This window comes from Hymenobacter sp. UYP22, assembly GCF_040547285.1.
Classification (GTDB): domain Bacteria; phylum Bacteroidota; class Bacteroidia; order Cytophagales; family Hymenobacteraceae; genus Hymenobacter.
Map to the genome: position 1 here is coordinate 68,839 of NZ_JBEPPK010000013.1, position 17,191 is coordinate 86,029.

Below are 17,191 nucleotides of genomic sequence, written 5' to 3' on the forward strand. Positions count from 1 at the left end.
AAACAACATCAGCAACGAGGAGACGCGAAGTGTCGCGTCTCTACATCGCCCGGAAACTATGCTCGCCAACGACCGGCAAGAATACAACATCACGGCGTACACCGAGAACCAGGTGGGGCTGCTCAACCGGCTGGCCATCATCTTCTCCCGGCGCAAAATCAACATCGAGAGCCTGAACACCTCGCCCTCGGAGATTGAGGGGATTCACCGCTTCAACATCGTGGTGCACGAGTCGGAAGAGGTGGTGCGCAAGATTGCCCGCCAGATGGAAAAGCAGGTGGAGGTGCTGAAAGTGTACTTCAACCCCAACGAGGAAGTCATCTGGCAGGAAATGGCCCTCTACAAAGTGCCCACCGATGTCATTGCCGAGCGGGCACTGGTGGAGCGGCTGCTGCGGGAGCACGGGGCCCGGGCCGTCGTAATCCGCAAGGACTACACCGTGTTTGAAACCACCGGCCACCGCGAGGAAACCGACAAGCTGCTGGAAGTGCTGCATCCCTACGGCCTCATCGAATTCGTACGCTCCGCCCGCATTGCCATCATCAAAGACAGCCAGGGATTCCATCACAAGCTGCGCGAGTTCGAGCGCCAGCAGCCCGGCGAGGAAGTAAGCGAAAACGAGTTCCTCGACCTCCGCGACAAGGTGTTTTCGATGTGACCCCACCCCCGGCCCCTCCCCTCCGGGAGAGGGGTGCCAGACGCGGGTTCAAGAATATTGATTCGTTGAACGCACCCCTCTCCCGGAGGGGAGGGGCCGGGGGTGGGGTCCGCCTACCAGAACGACTAACAACGAACAACTACCAACTAATAACCCCCAATCATCATGGCAACCATCAACTTTGGCGGCGTAGAAGAACACGTTGTAACCCGCGAGGAATTTCCGCTGGAAAAGGCCCGCACCATTCTGCAAGGCGAAACTATTGCCGTGCTGGGCTACGGCGTGCAAGGCCCCGGCCAGGCCCTGAACCTGCGCGACAACGGCTTCCGCGTGATTGTGGGGCAGCGGCCCGATTCGGCTTCGTGGCGCAAGGCGGAGGTCGATGGCTGGGTGCCGGGCGAGACGCTGTTCAGTCTGGAAGAAGCGGCCGAGCGGGGCACCATCCTGGCCAACCTGTTGTCGGATGCCGGTCAGATTGCCGTGTGGCCCACGCTCAAACCCCACCTCACGGCCGGCAAAACCCTGTACTTCTCCCACGGCTTCGGCATCACCTTCAACGACCAGACGGGCATCATCCCGCCCGCCGACGTGGACGTGGTGCTTGTTGCGCCAAAGGGCAGCGGTACGAGCCTGCGCCGGCTGTTTGTGGCCGGGGGCGGGCTTAACTCGTCGTTTGCCGTGTACCAGGATGCCACCGGCCGCGCCTACGAGAAGGCCGTGGCCCTGGGCATCGGGGTGGGCTCGGGCTATTTGTTTGAAACCGATTTCCGCAAGGAAGTCTACTCCGACCTCACCGGCGAACGGGGCGTGCTGATGGGCGCGCTGGCCGGCATCATCGAGGCCCAGTACCAGGTACTGCGCCAGCGCGGCCACTCGCCTTCCGAGGCCTTCAACGAAACCGTGGAGGAACTCACCCAGAGCCTGGTGCCGCTGGTGGGCGAAAACGGCATGGACTGGATGTTCAGCAACTGCTCCGTAACGGCCCAGCGCGGCGCCCTCGACTGGAAAGGCCGCTTCCGCGAAGCTACCCTGCCCGTGCTCAACGAGCTGTACGACAGCGTAGCCTCGGGCCAGGAAGCCGCCCGCACCATCCAGCGCGGCTCCACGCCCGGCTACCGTCAGGAGCTGGAAGCCGAGCTGAAGGAAGTGCGCAACTCGGAGCTGTGGCAGACCGGTGCTACCGTGCGCGAGCTACGCTCCCGCGCCGCCGAAAAAGTAGAACAGGAAGAAGCCTACGCCCTCACGGCCGACGGTAACTAGAACGCAACCGTCTGTCATATTTCTTCTGTCATCCTGAGCAGAGCGAAGGACCTTCTCACGTGAAAACGGTAATCGTAACAACGACTCGTTCCAGCGTGGTAAGGTCCTTCGCAAGCTCAGGATGACAGGTGTTTTTTATTTTCCAGATGGAAACTTCCCAACCCGCCACCCTCACCCCGGCCCTGCCGCTGCCCCTGGTGGAGCAGGCGGCCCGCACGCTGCAGGGCGTCATCAGTCCTACGCTGTTGCAGCACAATTTGGGGCTTTCGGCGGCCTACGGGGCCACTATTTATCTGAAGCGGGAGGATTTGCAGGTGGTGCGCTCCTACAAGATTCGGGGGGCCTACAACAAGATGGCGGGGCTGCCGGCCGACGAGGCCAACCGGCCGGTGGTGTGCGCCTCGGCCGGCAACCACGCCCAGGGCGTGGCCTACGCCTGCCAGCTGCTGGGCCGACGGGGCTACATCTTTATGCCCGCCGCCACCCCCGCCCAGAAGGTAAATAAAGTGCGCCTGTTCGGGCGCGACCAGGTGAAAATTGTGCTGACCGGGGCCACATTCGATGATTCGTCGAGGGCGGCGCAGGAGTTTTGCCAGCAGCGCCAAGGCGTGTACGTGCACCCGTTTGACGATGCGGCCGTGGTGGCCGGGCAGGCCACGGTGGGCCTGGAAATCCTCCGCGACGCGCCCGCGCCCATTGATTTCGTGTTTATGCCCATCGGGGGTGGGGGGCTGGCGGCGGGCGTGAGCAGCGTGTTCCGACAGCTCAGCCCCGCCACCCGGCTGGTGGGCGTGCAGCCCTTGGGCGCGCCCTCCATGCACCGCGCCATCCAAACGGGGCTGCGGCAGCCGCTGGAGCACATCGAGAGCTTCGTGGATGGGGCGGCGGTGAAGTGCCCGGGCGAGCTGACGTTTGCCATCTGCCGGGAGCTGCTGGACGAGGTGGCGCTGGTGCCCGAGGGCCAGGTATGCGAGGATTTGCTGAAGATGTACAACGAGGAAGGCCTGGTGCTGGAGCCAGCCGGTACGCTCAGCCTCTCGGTGCTGCACCAGTACGCCGCCCAGATCCGGGGCAAAACGGTGGTGTGCATCCTCAGCGGCTCCAACAACGACATCACCCGCATGGAGGACATCAAGGAGCGGGCGTTGCGCCACCAGGGCCGCAAGCATTATTTCCTGGTCACCTTCAACCAGAAGCCCGGGGCCCTGCGCCGCTTCGTGAACCACGTGCTGCGCGAGGACGACGACATCATCCAGTTTCAGTACATCAAGAAGAACAACAAGGAAAAAGGCCCCGTTTTCGTCGGCCTAGAAGTGCAGCGCCCCCACGACATTGCCGAAATCCAGCAGCGCATGGTAGCCGAGGGATTTTCGTACGAGTATTTAAACGGAAAGCAGGATTTTCTGAGTTTGCTGGTATAGGACAAACCGCTCAGCATTAGTTGAGCGGTTTATTACTTCGTTACTGAATTGAAAAAATAAAAACGCTATCCACTACCCTACTACCACTATCAATCTGAATCAGATACCTACCCTTACTACCTCTTGGGTTAGGATGCTTAGTTGTCAGAAGAAGCCTATCTGATTTAACGGGTTTATCAAAGCCTCCTTTATTAAGATAAATCACACTGTCACGCCGCTCATATCTACCCTGATACGAGGTTGATGAACCGAGGCCACTGCCGTTAAACCACTCAAATGTGCTATCCTGCTTAAACAGGAAATAACAACTGGACGTCCCACTGTCATATAGTGCTCTTAATATGACAGGACTCTTGCTCATTTCTGTTTCATTACTGCAGCCTGCAATAAGCATTGATGTGCACAACAGTATATTTCTTCTCATATAATTACCCAGAAAATCAGGCTCAATTTGCACCAATTTAAAAGCCGGCAAAGCACAATCTACAGTACCCGCTGCTGACATCTTACATGATGCGGCATAACCGTTCAACGCCGAGACGCGAAGTATCGCGTCTCTACAGCAGTTGGCCTTTGTAAGCCACTCAGCAACTACACACTATCTATCAGACACTTACAGTCACATCAGCAACTTTTTGAAATAGTAGGCGTGCCGAAAAACGGTTTCGGGGGGCCGGGGCTGGGGATGTACTTGGGGCTTTCCTTCTGCCACGAAGTCATTGCCCATGTCTACCGAGAAAGTCCACATCTTCGATACTACCCTGCGCGACGGGGAGCAAGTGCCCGGCTGCAAACTGAACCGGGACGAGAAACTGCTCATTGCCCGGCAGCTGGAACTACTCGGCGTGGACGTGATTGAGGCCGGCTTCCCGGTTTCCAGTCCCGGCGACTTTGCGGCCGTGGCGGCCATTGCGGCCCAAACGCGCGAGGCTACCGTTTGCGGCCTTTCCCGGGCCGTGGAAAACGACATTCGCACGGCGGCCGAGGCCCTGAAAGCGGCCCGCTACCCGCGCATTCACACGGGTATTGGCACTTCGGAGTCGCACATTCGGTACAAGCTGCTGAGCACGCCCGAGCAGGTGCTGGAGCGGGCGGTAGCGGCCGTGAAGCTGGCCAAGTCGTTTGTGGAGGACGTGGAGTTTTACGCCGAGGACGCCGGCCGCACCGACAATGAGTTTCTGGCCCGCGTGTGCGAGGCCGCCATTCGGGCCGGGGCCACCGTGCTCAACATCCCCGATACCACCGGCTACTGCCTCCCGGCCGAATACGGCGCCAAAATCAAGTACCTGGCCGACAACGTGCGCGGCATTGAGCGGGTGCGCCTTTCCACCCACTGCCATAACGATTTGGGCATGGCCACGGCCAACTCCATTGCGGGCGTGCTGGGCGGGGCCCGGCAGGTAGAGTGCACCATCAACGGCGTGGGTGAACGGGCCGGCAATACGGCCCTCGAAGAAGCCGTGATGGTGCTCCGCCAGCACCCTTACCTCAACTTCAGCACCGGCATCAACACCAAGCTGCTGGCCGAAACTTCGGCTATGGTGTCGCACCTGATGAGCATGCCGGTGCAGCCCAACAAGGCCATTGTGGGGGCCAACGCCTTTGCTCACTCCAGCGGCATTCACCAGGACGGCGTGATTAAGCACCGCGAAACCTACGAAATCATCGACCCGCGCGAGGTGGGCATGCCCGATTCCAGCATTGTGCTCACCGCCCGCTCTGGCCGTGCCGCTTTGGCTTACCGCCTCCAGAAAATCGGCTACGATTTTGACCGCGTGGCCCTCAATAAAGCCTACACCCATTTCCTCGTCCTGGCCGACCGTCAAAAGGAGGTCGTGGACGAGGATTTGCACATTATGGTGGAGCAGCAACAGCTCGTGACGGTGGGCTGATTCGCCAGCACAGCAGAACGTCATGCTGAGCGCAGCCGAAGCATCTCTACCGCTTCGTTGCAATGCTAATGGTTAGTCAGAGGTAGAGATGCTTCGGCTGCGCTCAGCATGACGGTCTTGTACTTCTTACCCTCCTACCCTAACCATCCCCACCCCTCTCTCATGTCTAAAACGTTATTTGATAAAATCTGGGATGCGCACGTGGTGCGCGAGGTAGCCGGCGGACTGTCGGTGTTTTATATTGACCAGCACCTGATTCATGAGGTAACCAGCCCTCAGGCCTTTGATGAGCTGACGGCCCGAGGCCTGATGCTGCGCCGCCCTGAGCAGATTCTGGCCACGGCCGACCACAACGTGCCCACCCGCCACCAGGACCAGCCGATTCAGGACCCGCTCAGCCGCTCCCAGGTGGATAAGCTCACCGAAAACTGCGCCCGGCACGGCGTGGAGCTGTACGGGCTGGGTCATCCCTACCAAGGCATTGTGCACGTAATTGGGCCCGAGCTGGGCGTAACGCAGCCCGGCCTCACCATCGTGTGCGGTGATTCGCACACCTCCACCCACGGTGCGTTCGGGGCCATTGCGTTTGGCATCGGCACCAGCCAAGTGGCGCAGGTGATGGCCTCGCAGTGCCTGCTGCTGGATAAGCCCAAGCGCATGCGCATTACTGTGGATGGGGAGCTGCAGCCGGGCGTATCGGCCAAGGATGTGATTCTGCACGTAATTGCCCAACTGGGCACGGGTGGGGCCACCGGTTACTTTGTGGAGTACGCCGGCAGCGCCATCCGCAGCCTGAGCATGGAAGGCCGCATGACGGTGTGCAACATGAGCATCGAAATGGGGGCCCGCGGCGGCCTCATTGCCCCCGATGCCACCGCTTTTGAGTACCTGCACGGCCGCCCCTTCGCGCCCGAGGGCGAGGTCTGGGACCGGGCCGTAAAGTACTGGCAAACCTTGTTTTCGGACGAGGACGCGCAGTTTGACGCCGAGCACCGCTTCGAGGCCAGCGCCATTCGGCCCATGATAACCTACGGCACCAACCCCGGCATGGGCATGCCCCTGGCCGCCAGCATTCCGGCCCCGACCGCGGCGGCCGAAGCGCCGAGCTTTGAGAAGTCGTTGCGGTACATGGGGTTTGAAGCCGGTGAGTCGCTGCTGGGCAAGGAAATCAGTCACGTGTTTATCGGCAGCTGCACCAACTCCCGCATCGAGGATTTGCGCACGGTGGCGGCCTACGTGCGGGGCAAGCGCAAAGCGCCCCACGTGGAGGCCATCATCGTGCCCGGCTCCAAGCAGGTGGAGCAGCAGGCCATTGCCGAGGGCCTCGACCAGGTGTTGGCCGCCGCCGGCTTTGAGCTGCGCGAACCGGGCTGCAGCGCCTGCTTGGCCATGAATGAGGACAAGATTCCGGCCGGAGCCTACTGTGTCTCTACCTCCAACCGCAACTTCGAAGGCCGCCAGGGGCCCGGCGCCCGCACGCTACTGGCCTCCCCCCTGGTAGCCGCCATTACGGCCGTGCAAGGCCGGCTGGTGGACGTGGCGGAGTACGTGTAACCCGAGCTAGAGCTAGCTCCCCTCCTCAGATGAGGAGGGGTTGGGGGTGGTTGACCCACGCTTGAACGACAACTACTTCTACTTCTTAGCTCTAAAAAATCAACCACTCCCAGCCCCTCCTTTCCAAGGAGGGGAGCTAGTTCTAAAACAGCTTACCAACCCCTCTCTCACCCCACCCCCACATGGAAAAATTCACCACCCTGCGCTCCGGTGTGGTTCCGTTGCCCATCGAAAACGTGGACACGGACCAGATTATCCCAGCGCGCTTTCTAAAAGCTACCACCCGCGAAGGTTTCGGGCAGAACCTGTTTGCCGACTGGCGCTACGCCGACGGCCAGCCCAAGTCGGATTTCGTGCTGAATGATGCCCGTTACCAGGGCCATCAGATTCTGCTGGCGGGCCAGAACTTCGGGTGCGGCTCCAGCCGGGAACACGCCGCCTGGGCTTTGTATGACGCCGGTTTTCGGGTGGTCATCAGCAGCTACTTTGCCGATATTTTCCGGGGTAACGCCCTCAACACCGGCCTGCTGCCCCTGCAGGTAACGCCTGAGGAGCTGCAGGAGCTGTTTGTCCTGGTGGCGCAGGATGCCCAAGCCGAGCTAACGGTGGACCTGCCCAGCCAGACGTTGCAGGTGTCGGGCCGGCCGGAGCCGATGCGCTTCGAGCTGGACGCCTATAAAAAGGAATGCCTTATCAACGGCTACGACGACATTGATTTCCTACTGAGCCAGGAGGACGCAATTACCGCATTTGAACAACAACGGACATGGGTATTTTAAGCAAACGCATTGCAGTGTTGCCCGGTGATGGAATCGGGCCGGAGGTATGTGGGGAAGCCGTACGCGTGCTGCGCGCCGTGGCCGACCGGTTCGGGCACGAGTTCCAGTTCGATTACCAGCTGATGGGGGCCTGCGCCATTGACGCCACCGGCTCACCGCTGCCCGAGCTTACGCTAGATGCCTGCCACCAGGCCGACGCCGTGCTGCTGGGCGCCATCGGCGACCCGAAGTACGACAACAACCCCGCCGCCCCGGTGCGCCCCGAGCAGGGCCTGCTGCGCCTGCGCAAGGAGTTGGGCCTGTACGCCAATATTCGCCCCGTTACGGCCTACGACCAGCTGCTGGAGCACTCCCCGCTGAAAGCCGAGCGGATTCAGGGAGCCGATATTCTGATCTTCCGGGAGCTGACGGGCGGGGTGTATTTTGGAGAAAAAGGGCGCTTCAACGACGGGCACTCAGCCTACGACAACTGCACCTACTCGCGGGCGGAGATTGAGCGGATTGCTCACCGCGCTTTCCGGGCCGCCGAAACCCGCCGCCATAAGCTCACGCTGGTGGACAAGGCCAACGTGCTGGAAACCTCCCGCCTCTGGCGCGAAACTGTGCAGAGCATTGCCCCCGAGTACCCCAGTGTGGCCCTAGACTACCTGTTCGTGGACAACGCCGCCATGCAGATTATCCTCAACCCCAAGCAATTCGATGTGATTCTGACCGAGAACATGTTTGGGGACATCATTTCCGATGAGGCCTCGGTTATTGCCGGCTCGCTGGGGCTGCTGCCCTCGGCCTCGGTGGGTGATACGGCAGCCTTGTTTGAGCCCATTCATGGCTCCTACCCGCAGGCCAAAGGCAAGGGCATTGCCAATCCTATTGCCACCATTCTGTCGGCGGCGCTGCTGCTGGACCACTTCGGCCTCACCGAAGAAGCCGACACCGTGCGCGACGCCGTGGAGCACGCCCTGGACCAGCAGGTGGTAACGCCCGAGCTGAACCCCGGCACGCGCTACACCACCGAGCAGGTGGGCAGCTTTATTGCCTACGCCGTGCTGGATATTGCCGATTGTGAAATGCACCGCAACAACATCAAGCTCGGGATGAGCACCATCATCTAGCCCGCCCCGCGCGGATACTGCCTTGCACCGGAGAGGGGTGCCTAAGGCCCGGACTACCGACAGCTGCTGTTGGTGGCCGGGCCTTTTTTCGTGCCTGTTGCCAACGGTTCACCCAACCTGTTTTTGCACTTCACCCGGGGCCCTGAGCGGTTCGCCCCGTTTGTGCCCGTGTGTATGCCCAAGGATGCGGATGTTTGAACCAGTTAACCGCTTAGCAACTGGCTTTCCTCTCCCATTCTCTACCCCTACCACGATGTTCCGTTTCTCCGCCTCCGCCCTTCGTTTCCGGTTTCTGTTACTGCTGATGCTTGTAGTAGTGAGCACCGCCGCGCAGGCGCAGAAGCAGTCCGCGTTGCCCGCCGGTTCCCGCACCGTGCTGACTTCCGATTCGGTGAAGTTGTTTGTGCAAGTAGCGGGTAAAGGTACGCCCTGCCTGTTTGTGCATGGTGGACCGGGGGCGGGTAGCTACTCTTTTGGGAAGCTGGGCGGCAACCGCCTTGAGAACAAACTGCAGATGGTGTACCTGGACCAGCGCGGCAGTGGGCGCTCAGGTAGCTCCCGCTCCAAGAACTACTCCATGGCCCGCATGGTGCAGGACTTGGAAGAAGTTCGCCAGCAGCTGGGCGTGCAGAAATGGGTGGTCATGGCCCACTCCTTCGGCGGCACCATTGCCACGGCCTACGCCCAAAAGTATCCCCAGCGGGTGCAGGCCCTGGTGCTCACCAACGCCGTACTGAACCCAGTGGCCTCTCTGGATAGCATGCTGGCCTACGGCACCAGCCTGTTGCCCGCCGCGGCCCGCCCCGCCCCCAGCCTACCCCAGATGCAGCGGTTTGGCATGGTGATGGGCGCCCTGCAGCAGCAGAAACTAGCCGGCCAGCTGCAGTTTTCGCACGATTCCCTGGCCGCCCGCGCCATGCGCACCAGCCGCGCCGTGCCCGGCAACTCCGACTTCGCCCAGCAGGTATTCAGCGGCCGGCTGGCTGATTACGGCCAGGACTACGCCCCCGCCACTGCCAAGCTCACCGTACCCACGCTGGTAATCCTGGGCAAAGACGACCGGACGACGGGTGCCACGGCGGCTACGTACCAGTTTCCGCGCAAGCAGGTGGTTACGCTGGCCGGCAAGCACAACTCTTTCCTGGAGCAGCCCGCGCAGTTCCGGCAGGCAGTCGTTAGCTTCGTGCAGCAGCTTCCTCGCTAGTTCTCTATGTCAGCTACTTCCCAGCGCCCAGCTTCGGTTTACCTCAACGACAAGTGGTTTTTGTTGCTGGGTATTCCGGTGCTGGGCGCGCTGGTGTTGCTGCCCCGCGGGGCGTTGCAGGTACGTTCCCTCCCTGAGCTGCTGGTAGCATGGGGCTGCTCCACCATCATTACCGCTATTTTCTGGCTGCTGGGCCGCTCGTTGTGGCGCTATCTGTTCCGGCGGTTTCCACGGGTGGAGCAAACCCGGCAGCGGCTGTGGTGGCTGGCCGTCAGCAATACCGGCATTGCGGCGCTTACTACCCTGGGTATTGGGCAGGTGGCCGCCCGGCTGCAGCACGGGCACCTTACCTGGGCGGCGTTCTGGTTTGAGTTTGGGCTGAACATGGTGCCCACGGTGGTGATTCAGCTGGTGTATGAAAGCTGGAATTTCTTCCGGCAGTGGGCCGATAACCTGCGTCGCACCGAGCAGCTCCAGAGTGCCAACACCCGCAGCCAGCTAGAGGCTCTGCAAAGCCAGCTCGACCCCCACTTCCTCTTCAACTCCCTCAACACCCTGTCGGCCCTTATTGAGCCGGAAAACGAGCCCGCCCAGGATTTTGTGGAGCAGCTTTCCGATGTGTACCGCTACGTGCTGCTGGCCCGCGACCAACCCACCGTGCCGCTGAGCGAGGAGCTGGCTTTTGTGGAAACCTACCTGGCCTTGCACAAAGCCCGCTTCCGCGACAACCTACGGGTGCAGTGGCAGGTGCCGGCTACGGCCCTGGCCGCGCGGGTGGCGCCGCTCAGCGTGCAGCTGCTGGTGGAAAACGCCCTCAAGCACAACGTGGCCTCCCGGGAGCACCCGCTGGAGCTGGAACTCACCGCCGACCCGGCTACCGGCTACTTCACCGTGCGCAACACCCTGCGCCCGCGCACCGCCGGCCTCGCCCCCGGTACCGGCACCGGCCTGCGCAACGTGCGCCACCGCTACGAGTTGCTACAGGCCCCACAGCCGGTGGCCGTAACGCAGGAAGCCGGCTGGTTTCAGGTGCAGCTGCCGCTGCTGTGAGTAGTGAGTAGTGGAGTAGAACGTCATTCTGAGCGAAGCCGGAGGCGTAGTCGAAGAATCTCTACCGCTTCATCTGGTTACCATGATACGTTTGTTGCCGCAACGTCAGCACGCGAGATTCTTCGGCTTTGCTTAGCATGACGTTTCTTCTTCTGCCCTCCGCTCTATTCTCCTAATTATTCACTCCTAGCTCCTCCACAATGACCGTTCTACTGCTCGAAGACGAATACCCGGCCGCCGAGCGGCTGCAACGGCTGCTGCGCCAGGCCGCGCCTGAGACTCAGGTGCTGGCTGTGCTGGATAGCGTGGCCGGAGCGCTGCAGTGGCTGGACACCCGCCCCGCTCCCGACCTGATTCTGTCGGATATTCAGCTGGCGGATGGGCTGAGCCTGGAGGTGTTTGACCAAACGGTTGTGCGCAGCCCGGTCATCTTTACCACCGCTTATGACGCCTACGCCATCCGGGCTTTCAAGGCCAACAGCGTCGATTACCTGCTGAAACCCGTGAAACTGGCGGAGCTGACCACGGCCCTTACCAAACTGCAGGAGTGGCGCACCCCAACTGCCCCGCCTGCCCCTGACGATACCGCCCAGCGCCTGGAGCGCCTGCTGGATACCTTGCCCCGGCCGGAGCGGCAGTACAAAACCCGGTTTCTGGTGCGCAGTGGGGAGCAGCTGCTCCCGGTGGCTGCCACGCAGGCTGCCTGGTTTCAGAGCCGGCACGAGACCACCACGCTAGCTACCTTGGATGGGCGCCGTTACGTGGTGGAGTACACCCTGGAGCAACTCGAGAGCCTGCTGGACCCGGCGCATTTTTTCCGCCTCAACCGCCAGCTACTAGCCCATTTACCGGCCGTGCAGCGCCTGCACCCCCACTTCAATGGTAAGTTACTAGTGGAGCTGCAGCCCGCCCCCAACGAGGAAATACTGGTGAGTCGGGAGAAGGCCGGGGCCGTTAAGAGCTGGCTCGAAGGGTAGATTTGGCTGTGTGGACAGCTCAGCAGGACGGTCTACATCGCATCAAAATGCCTTTAAGAGTTACTGTCAACAGTTCCTAGCAGAGAGACCAGTGTCCGGAAAAGGACTTCCTCCTCAAAGGGCTTCGAGATGCACGCATTCATGCCGGCGGCCAGATACTGCTGGGCATCCTCCTCAAAGGCGTTGGCGGTGAGGGCCACAATGGGCACTTGGGCCAGCTGTGGGTCGGGCAGGGCCCGGATGACGGCGGTGGCCTCCACCCCGTTCATGCCTGGCAGCTGAATATCCATGAGCACGGCATCGTAGCGGTGCTGGCTGGCGGCGGCCACGCCCGCCGGGCCATCTTCGGCTTCGTCCAGCTCCACGCCCCATTCCTCCAGCAGCATGCGGGCTACCAGCCGGTTAATGTCGTTGTCTTCTACCAGCAGCACCCGCTTGCCTTGCAGCTGCTGGGTGGCCGCCAACTCGTGCTCCTCCGGAACCGGCAGCAGGCGGCCGGCGCGGGGCAGGGTAAGCTGGAAGGAAAACGTGCTGCCCTTGCCCAACTCACTTTGCAGCTGCAGTTGCCCGCCCATCTGCTCCACCAGGGCGCGGCTGATAGTCAGGCCCAGGCCGGTGCCCCCAAACTGCCGCGTGGTATCGGCGTAGGCCTGGGTGAACGACTCGAAAATGCGCTCCTGCTTGTCGGGAGCAATGCCCACGCCGGTATCACTCACCCGGCACTCAATGGTCAGAAAATCCTCGGTTTCGGCTACCTGATAGGCCCCGGCATGAATGCTCCCGCCGGCCGGCGTGAACTTCACGGCGTTGCTGAGCAGGTTCAGCATAATCTGGTTGATGCGGAAGGCGTCGCCGATAACCTGCGGATGCGGGCAGGTTTCGTTTAGGCGACTGACACTCAGGTGCAGTCCTTTCTCGGCAGCTTGCAACGCCAGCGGCTGCGAGGCCTGAAACATGGATTCGCATAAATCGAACGGCTCAGGGGACATTTCCAGCTTGCCGGAGGTGATTTTGGCCATATCCAGCACATCATTGATAACCTCCAGCAGGTGCTTGCCCGAGCTACGGATGATGCCCACCAGCTCCTGCTGCCGGGGGCTTAGAGAGGTTTTGGCGAGTTGGCCGGCAATGCCCAACACCCCGTTCAGGGGCGTGCGGATTTCGTGGCTCATGTTGGCCAGAAAGTTAGCCCGGGCCTGGGCCGCGGCTTCCGCTTCCTCGCGAGCCTGCTTGAGCTCGGTTATATCGGTGCTCACGCCCAGCACGTGGGGCACGCCGTTGGCCCAGGTCAGGGGCCGCTTTACTGTGTGCACCCACCGCTCTTCGCCCGAGGGCAGCATTAGTTGCTGTTCCAACGCCAGTTCCTGTCCCGTGCTCAGCACCTGGGCATCGGTGGCGGCGTAGCTGGCCATGTTCAGCGCCTGCTGCTCGGCAACGGCCGGCACGGGCTTGGTGGCCGATAGTTTGGCCAGGGCATCGTGCGTGGCCTGGTTAGCATACACGTAGCGGCCGGCTGGGTCGCGCACGTACACCATGCTGGGCAGGGAGCTGAGCACCTGCTCGGTAAATGCCTGCTGGGCAGCCCGCTCCCGCTCGGCTTTCACTCGCTCAGTCACCTCTACAATGTAGAGCGTGGCCGACAGCTTATCGGGCCCGGGCACGGCGCACAGCGTGAAATACCGGTTCTGGCTGCTTACTTCATGTTGCTGCTCGCTCCCGATAGCCAGCGCTTTCTGCACCCAGCCCACGGCTTGGTGACGCAGTTCATCCATCGCCTCAGGGCCCAGTTCCTGGCTCAGGCGCAGGGCGGCCGGATTGGCGTACAGCAGCCTACCATCGGGGGCCAGACAATACACCGGGTTGGGGTTCTGGGCCGGCATCCGGAGTAGCATCTTCTGCTCCACCAGAGTTTGCTCCAGATGACGGATACGGGCGTGCGCTTCGGCTAAGGTGGCGGGCAATTCGGTAGGCATAAGGAAAGGTATTCTGCGGGAGCGGGCGGGTGATGCGCCGGCCCAAAAGGCTCAGCGCATCTGCAAAGATCATACGCCCGCCCGAGTAAATACCAATACCCTCCGCAATATCCTACGCGCAACTGCCTCCCAATCAGCCTGCCGGGGGCGCATATAATGCGCGGCCCGGCCGTCGGCTGCTCCGGCGGGGCGGTACGCGCTTGCCCCCGCCGGTCTGCTTCCCGCTTGCCTGGCTGCGCTACCTGTCCAGCCAGGCTTTGAAGGCGGCTACTTTTTCCCGGCTCACCAGCACGGTATCGTTGTCGGGGGCGGTGGGCTTGAGAATGGTTTGCAGGCGGGAGTTGGTGTAGTGCACAATGTCGTGGATGGCCTCGGCGTGGGCCAGGTAGGCGCGGTTGAGGCGGAAGAATTCCAGCGGATCGAGCAGGCTTTCCAGCTGCTCCAGGGTGTAGTCCACCACAAAGCGGCGACCCTCCCGGGTGTGCAGCAGCGTTACCTTTTCGAGGCTGGCGAAGTAGGCAATTTGCTCCACCGGTACGGCCTTCAGGTGCTCTCCTACCCGCACCACGAAGCGGGTTTTGTACTCCTTAGCGGGCTGGGCCTGCTGCAACATGCGCGTGAGCAGGGCGGCATCAAACTGAGGCGTGGCCTGCTGCTGCTGGCGGCGCAGCTTGGCCAGGGCGGCCGTCAGCTCCTCGGGGTCAATGGGCTTGAGCAGGTAGTCCACGCTGTTGACCTTGAAGGCGCGCAGGGCGTACTTGTCGTAGGCGGTGGTAAAGATGACGGGGCTGGTGATGGTAAGTCGCTCAAACAATTCGAAACTCAGCCCATCGGCCAGGTGAATATCCAGGAACAGCACATCGGGCGGGTGGGCCTGCAGGCGCTGCAGCAGCTCCACGGCCTCCGCCACCGACTCCGCCGTGCCTACTACCGCCACGGGCTGGGGCTGCTTTTGCAGCAGTCCGGCCAGGCGGGTAGCCGCCAGGGGTTCATCTTCAATCAGTACGGCGCGGAGCGGAGCGGTAAAGGTCATGGGGCGAATGTAGGGCGCAGGAGGGGCTTTTCGGAAGAGGTAAGCAAGATAGGAACGTCATGCTGAGCGTAGCCGAAGCAGAACGGGCCGGTCCGGCGGCTGCAAGCCGTCGGGCCAGTTGCCGTCAGCTGACACCCGCCCGACGACGGAACAACAGCAGCACGCGGCAACCGGCCCGACGGGCTTGCAGCCGCCGGACCGGGGTGCTACTGCAGCTCCAGCAGCGGCAATACCACGGCAAACTCCGCGTCGGAGGCCTCAATGAGCACCGGGCGGGTGGTGAGGAAAGCGTAGCGGGCCTGCAGGTTTTTCAGGCCCAACCCCGTTGATTCGCCCTCCGGGAGGCGGCGGGCGTGGCGGGTGTTGCGCACGGTGAGGGTGGCGGCGACCTCATCCAGGGTAATGCTGATGCGCAACGGATTGCGCTGGGAAGTAGCGTTGTGCTTGAGGGCGTTTTCCAGCAGCAGCTGCAAAGCCAGCGGGGGCACCTGCCAATGGTTCAGCGGGGCCGTAGCCGGCAGGTGGCGCTCCACCTGCACGCCCTCACCCAGGCGGGTGCGCTGCAAAAACAGGTAGGCGTCGCTGAACCGGATTTCTTCCGTCAGGGGTACTACTTCCTGGTCCTGGGAGTCGAGTACGTAGCGGTACACCTGGCTGAGCTGGCGGATGAAGCGGGTGGCCCGGGCCGGGTCGTTTTCCTCCACCAGGGAGGTGAGGGCGTTGAGGGAATTGAACAGGAAGTGCGGGTCGAGCTGGCGGCGGAGGCTGTCGGCCTGGGCCTGGGCATTTTCCTTTTCCAGACGCTGGGCCTGCACCGACACCTCGCGCCAGCTCAGCAGAAACGAGCGGCTGTGCATAAACAGCGACACGATGAGCGTGATACCCAAGGGCACCACAAACGCCTGCCAACTAATACTCCAGAACGACTTGTGGAAATACCCGACTCGAAAGACAGTGGTGACCACCAGAATAACCAGCGTGGAGGCCAGCAGCGAAGTACTCACCGTCACCAGAAAGCGCCGCAGCGGATTCTGCGTCCAGTCAACGTAGCGGTTCAGCAAATCTGAAGGCAGCCCGTTGGCCAGCCACAGGCCCGTGGTGTAGCAGAAGTTGTAGCCAAAAGTGACTATAAACTGCTCACTGGCTATGGGGCAACCGGGGCAAAACAGAAAGCTCAGCCCCACCGATAAGGCCAGCATCATAGCCAGCATTTTCACCCAGTGGTTCTGCTTGGGGTAGTGCTTGCCCAAAACGGCGGAATACTGATTAACTGGCATGAGCAGGTGCATGAGGAAGGGCGAAAAGTACCGAAAAAAGGGCGCTCCGAAATAGGAAGCGGCCCTTTTTCAGCGGTGCAGGAGCGTTACTTCACGGCGGCGGTTTCGTAGGCTTTCAGGCGCCCCAGCAGCTGCCGCTTACCCCAGTTGGGGGCCACGGCCGAGGCAGGCTTGAAAGCCGCGTAACGGGCTTTGGCTTCCTGATACAGCGGCTTGGCCACCTCGGCCCCGCCCCCAAACATGGCGGGCGTGTAGTACACGTTGTTGGCCTGCACCAGGTAGATGCGGGGGTTGGCAGGGTTCAGCTTTTTAGCCTGGACAAGGGTTTCGGTAACCATACCCGAGTACTTCATGGAGCGCAGCACGGGCGCCACGCCCAGGCGGGCCTGGTAGAGGTAGGCCTGCAACACCAGCAACTCCGATTCGTCGCCGCCCAGCTGGCGGGCCTGAGCCAGGGCCGCTTCGGCCTGGTCGAGGTACTTGTCCTTCACGTCGCCGTCTTCCTTGCTCACGAAACAGGTGATAACGCGGGCGTAGGCCTGGTAGTAGCGGGGCAGCCAGTCTTTGGGGGCTATCAGGGCGGCGCGCTCCAGCTTGGCATCAGCCTGTTTCAGCTGGGCCGGCTCACCAGTGCTCATCAGCTCCTGCACGGTGGCGGCCAGCTGAGCGGTATAGGCGGCGGAAACAGCGGTGGGCTCAGCAGCTTTGGCGGGTGCCTGGGCCTGGGTGGTGAAGGCAGCAGCAACCAGAGCGAGGGTCAGCAAAGTCGTTTTCATGGCAGTAGTGGGGTTTGTGGGGGTTGATGCTTCAAAGGTGGGGCGCAGCCGGGGCCGCTGAAATTTGCCGTTACCGAAGCGTCGGATTACCCGGATGAAGCGTCGGGGGCGGCAGCCTGACTACTCGAAGCACACCCCGATTTTTCGGCCGCACCCTGTTCTGCATCACCCGCGCAATGCCTTTTGCTCCCTGCCAAGCCCCTGGGGCAACGTGACAATGCACTC

14 protein-coding genes are annotated in these 17,191 nt (G+C 61.8%); 10 read left to right on the forward strand and 4 right to left on the reverse strand.

Annotation, left to right across the window (positions count from 1 at the left end):
- Nucleotides 1–58: 58 nt before the first annotated feature.
- From ilvN to ABIB60_RS17655, 10 genes are all read left to right on the forward strand, one after another.
- Nucleotides 59–658 carry an acetolactate synthase small subunit gene (gene ilvN / locus ABIB60_RS17610; RefSeq protein WP_354581778.1) on the forward strand — a complete coding sequence of 200 codons (600 nt, stop codon included), beginning with the start codon at nucleotides 59–61 and terminating at the stop codon, nucleotides 656–658.
- 165 nt (nucleotides 659–823) lie between these two features.
- Nucleotides 824–1,918: a ketol-acid reductoisomerase gene (ilvC, locus tag ABIB60_RS17615; protein WP_354581779.1), complete on the forward strand. Its 1,095-nt coding sequence runs from the start codon at nucleotides 824–826 to the stop codon at nucleotides 1,916–1,918.
- 146 nt (nucleotides 1,919–2,064) lie between these two features.
- Nucleotides 2,065–3,339: a threonine ammonia-lyase IlvA gene (ilvA, locus tag ABIB60_RS17620; protein ID WP_354581781.1), complete on the forward strand. Its 1,275-nt coding sequence runs from the start codon at nucleotides 2,065–2,067 to the stop codon at nucleotides 3,337–3,339.
- A 725-nt stretch (nucleotides 3,340–4,064) separates the two neighbouring features.
- Entirely contained in the window at nucleotides 4,065–5,231 is a 1,167-nt protein-coding gene (locus ABIB60_RS17625) for a 2-isopropylmalate synthase (protein ID WP_354581782.1), read from the forward strand.
- A 162-nt stretch (nucleotides 5,232–5,393) separates the two neighbouring features.
- A complete protein-coding gene (gene leuC / locus ABIB60_RS17630) occupies nucleotides 5,394–6,785 on the forward strand; it encodes a 3-isopropylmalate dehydratase large subunit (protein ID WP_354581783.1) in 1,392 nt (463 codons plus the stop codon).
- 182 nt (nucleotides 6,786–6,967) lie between these two features.
- Nucleotides 6,968–7,564, forward strand: coding sequence for a 3-isopropylmalate dehydratase small subunit (leuD, locus tag ABIB60_RS17635; protein WP_354581784.1), 597 nt, complete (start codon nucleotides 6,968–6,970; stop codon nucleotides 7,562–7,564).
- A complete protein-coding gene (gene leuB, locus ABIB60_RS17640; protein ID WP_354581785.1) occupies nucleotides 7,552–8,676 on the forward strand; it encodes a 3-isopropylmalate dehydrogenase in 1,125 nt (374 codons plus the stop codon). Before leuD ends, leuB begins: the two co-directional genes overlap by 13 nt.
- Nucleotides 8,677–8,929: 253 nt before the next feature.
- Nucleotides 8,930–9,880 carry an alpha/beta fold hydrolase gene (locus tag ABIB60_RS17645; RefSeq protein WP_354581786.1) on the forward strand — a complete coding sequence of 317 codons (951 nt, stop codon included), beginning with the start codon at nucleotides 8,930–8,932 and terminating at the stop codon, nucleotides 9,878–9,880.
- 6 nt (nucleotides 9,881–9,886) lie between these two features.
- On the forward strand, nucleotides 9,887–10,930 hold the full coding sequence (locus ABIB60_RS17650; RefSeq protein ID WP_354581788.1) for a sensor histidine kinase: 1,044 nt from the start codon (nucleotides 9,887–9,889) through the stop codon (nucleotides 10,928–10,930).
- 200 nt (nucleotides 10,931–11,130) lie between these two features.
- Nucleotides 11,131–11,907 (forward strand): LytR/AlgR family response regulator transcription factor, encoded by a 777-nt coding sequence (locus ABIB60_RS17655; protein ID WP_354581789.1) that lies wholly within the window; start codon nucleotides 11,131–11,133, stop codon nucleotides 11,905–11,907.
- A 53-nt stretch (nucleotides 11,908–11,960) separates the two neighbouring features.
- On the opposite strand, the gene ABIB60_RS17660 is transcribed toward ABIB60_RS17655, so the two are convergent.
- The 4 genes from ABIB60_RS17660 to ABIB60_RS17675 form a co-directional block, all read right to left on the reverse strand.
- Nucleotides 11,961–13,880, reverse strand: coding sequence for an ATP-binding protein (locus ABIB60_RS17660; protein WP_354581790.1), 1,920 nt, complete (start codon nucleotides 13,878–13,880; stop codon nucleotides 11,961–11,963).
- Nucleotides 13,881–14,118: 238 nt separating this feature from the next.
- Nucleotides 14,119–14,913 carry a LytR/AlgR family response regulator transcription factor gene (locus ABIB60_RS17665; protein WP_354581792.1) on the reverse strand — a complete coding sequence of 265 codons (795 nt, stop codon included), beginning with the start codon at nucleotides 14,911–14,913 and terminating at the stop codon, nucleotides 14,119–14,121.
- A 206-nt stretch (nucleotides 14,914–15,119) separates the two neighbouring features.
- Nucleotides 15,120–16,202 (reverse strand): sensor histidine kinase, encoded by a 1,083-nt coding sequence (locus ABIB60_RS17670; protein WP_354581793.1) that lies wholly within the window; start codon nucleotides 16,200–16,202, stop codon nucleotides 15,120–15,122.
- 74 nt (nucleotides 16,203–16,276) lie between these two features.
- A complete protein-coding gene (locus tag ABIB60_RS17675) occupies nucleotides 16,277–16,966 on the reverse strand; it encodes a hypothetical protein (protein ID WP_354581794.1) in 690 nt (229 codons plus the stop codon).
- Nucleotides 16,967–17,191: the final 225 nt, after the last annotated feature.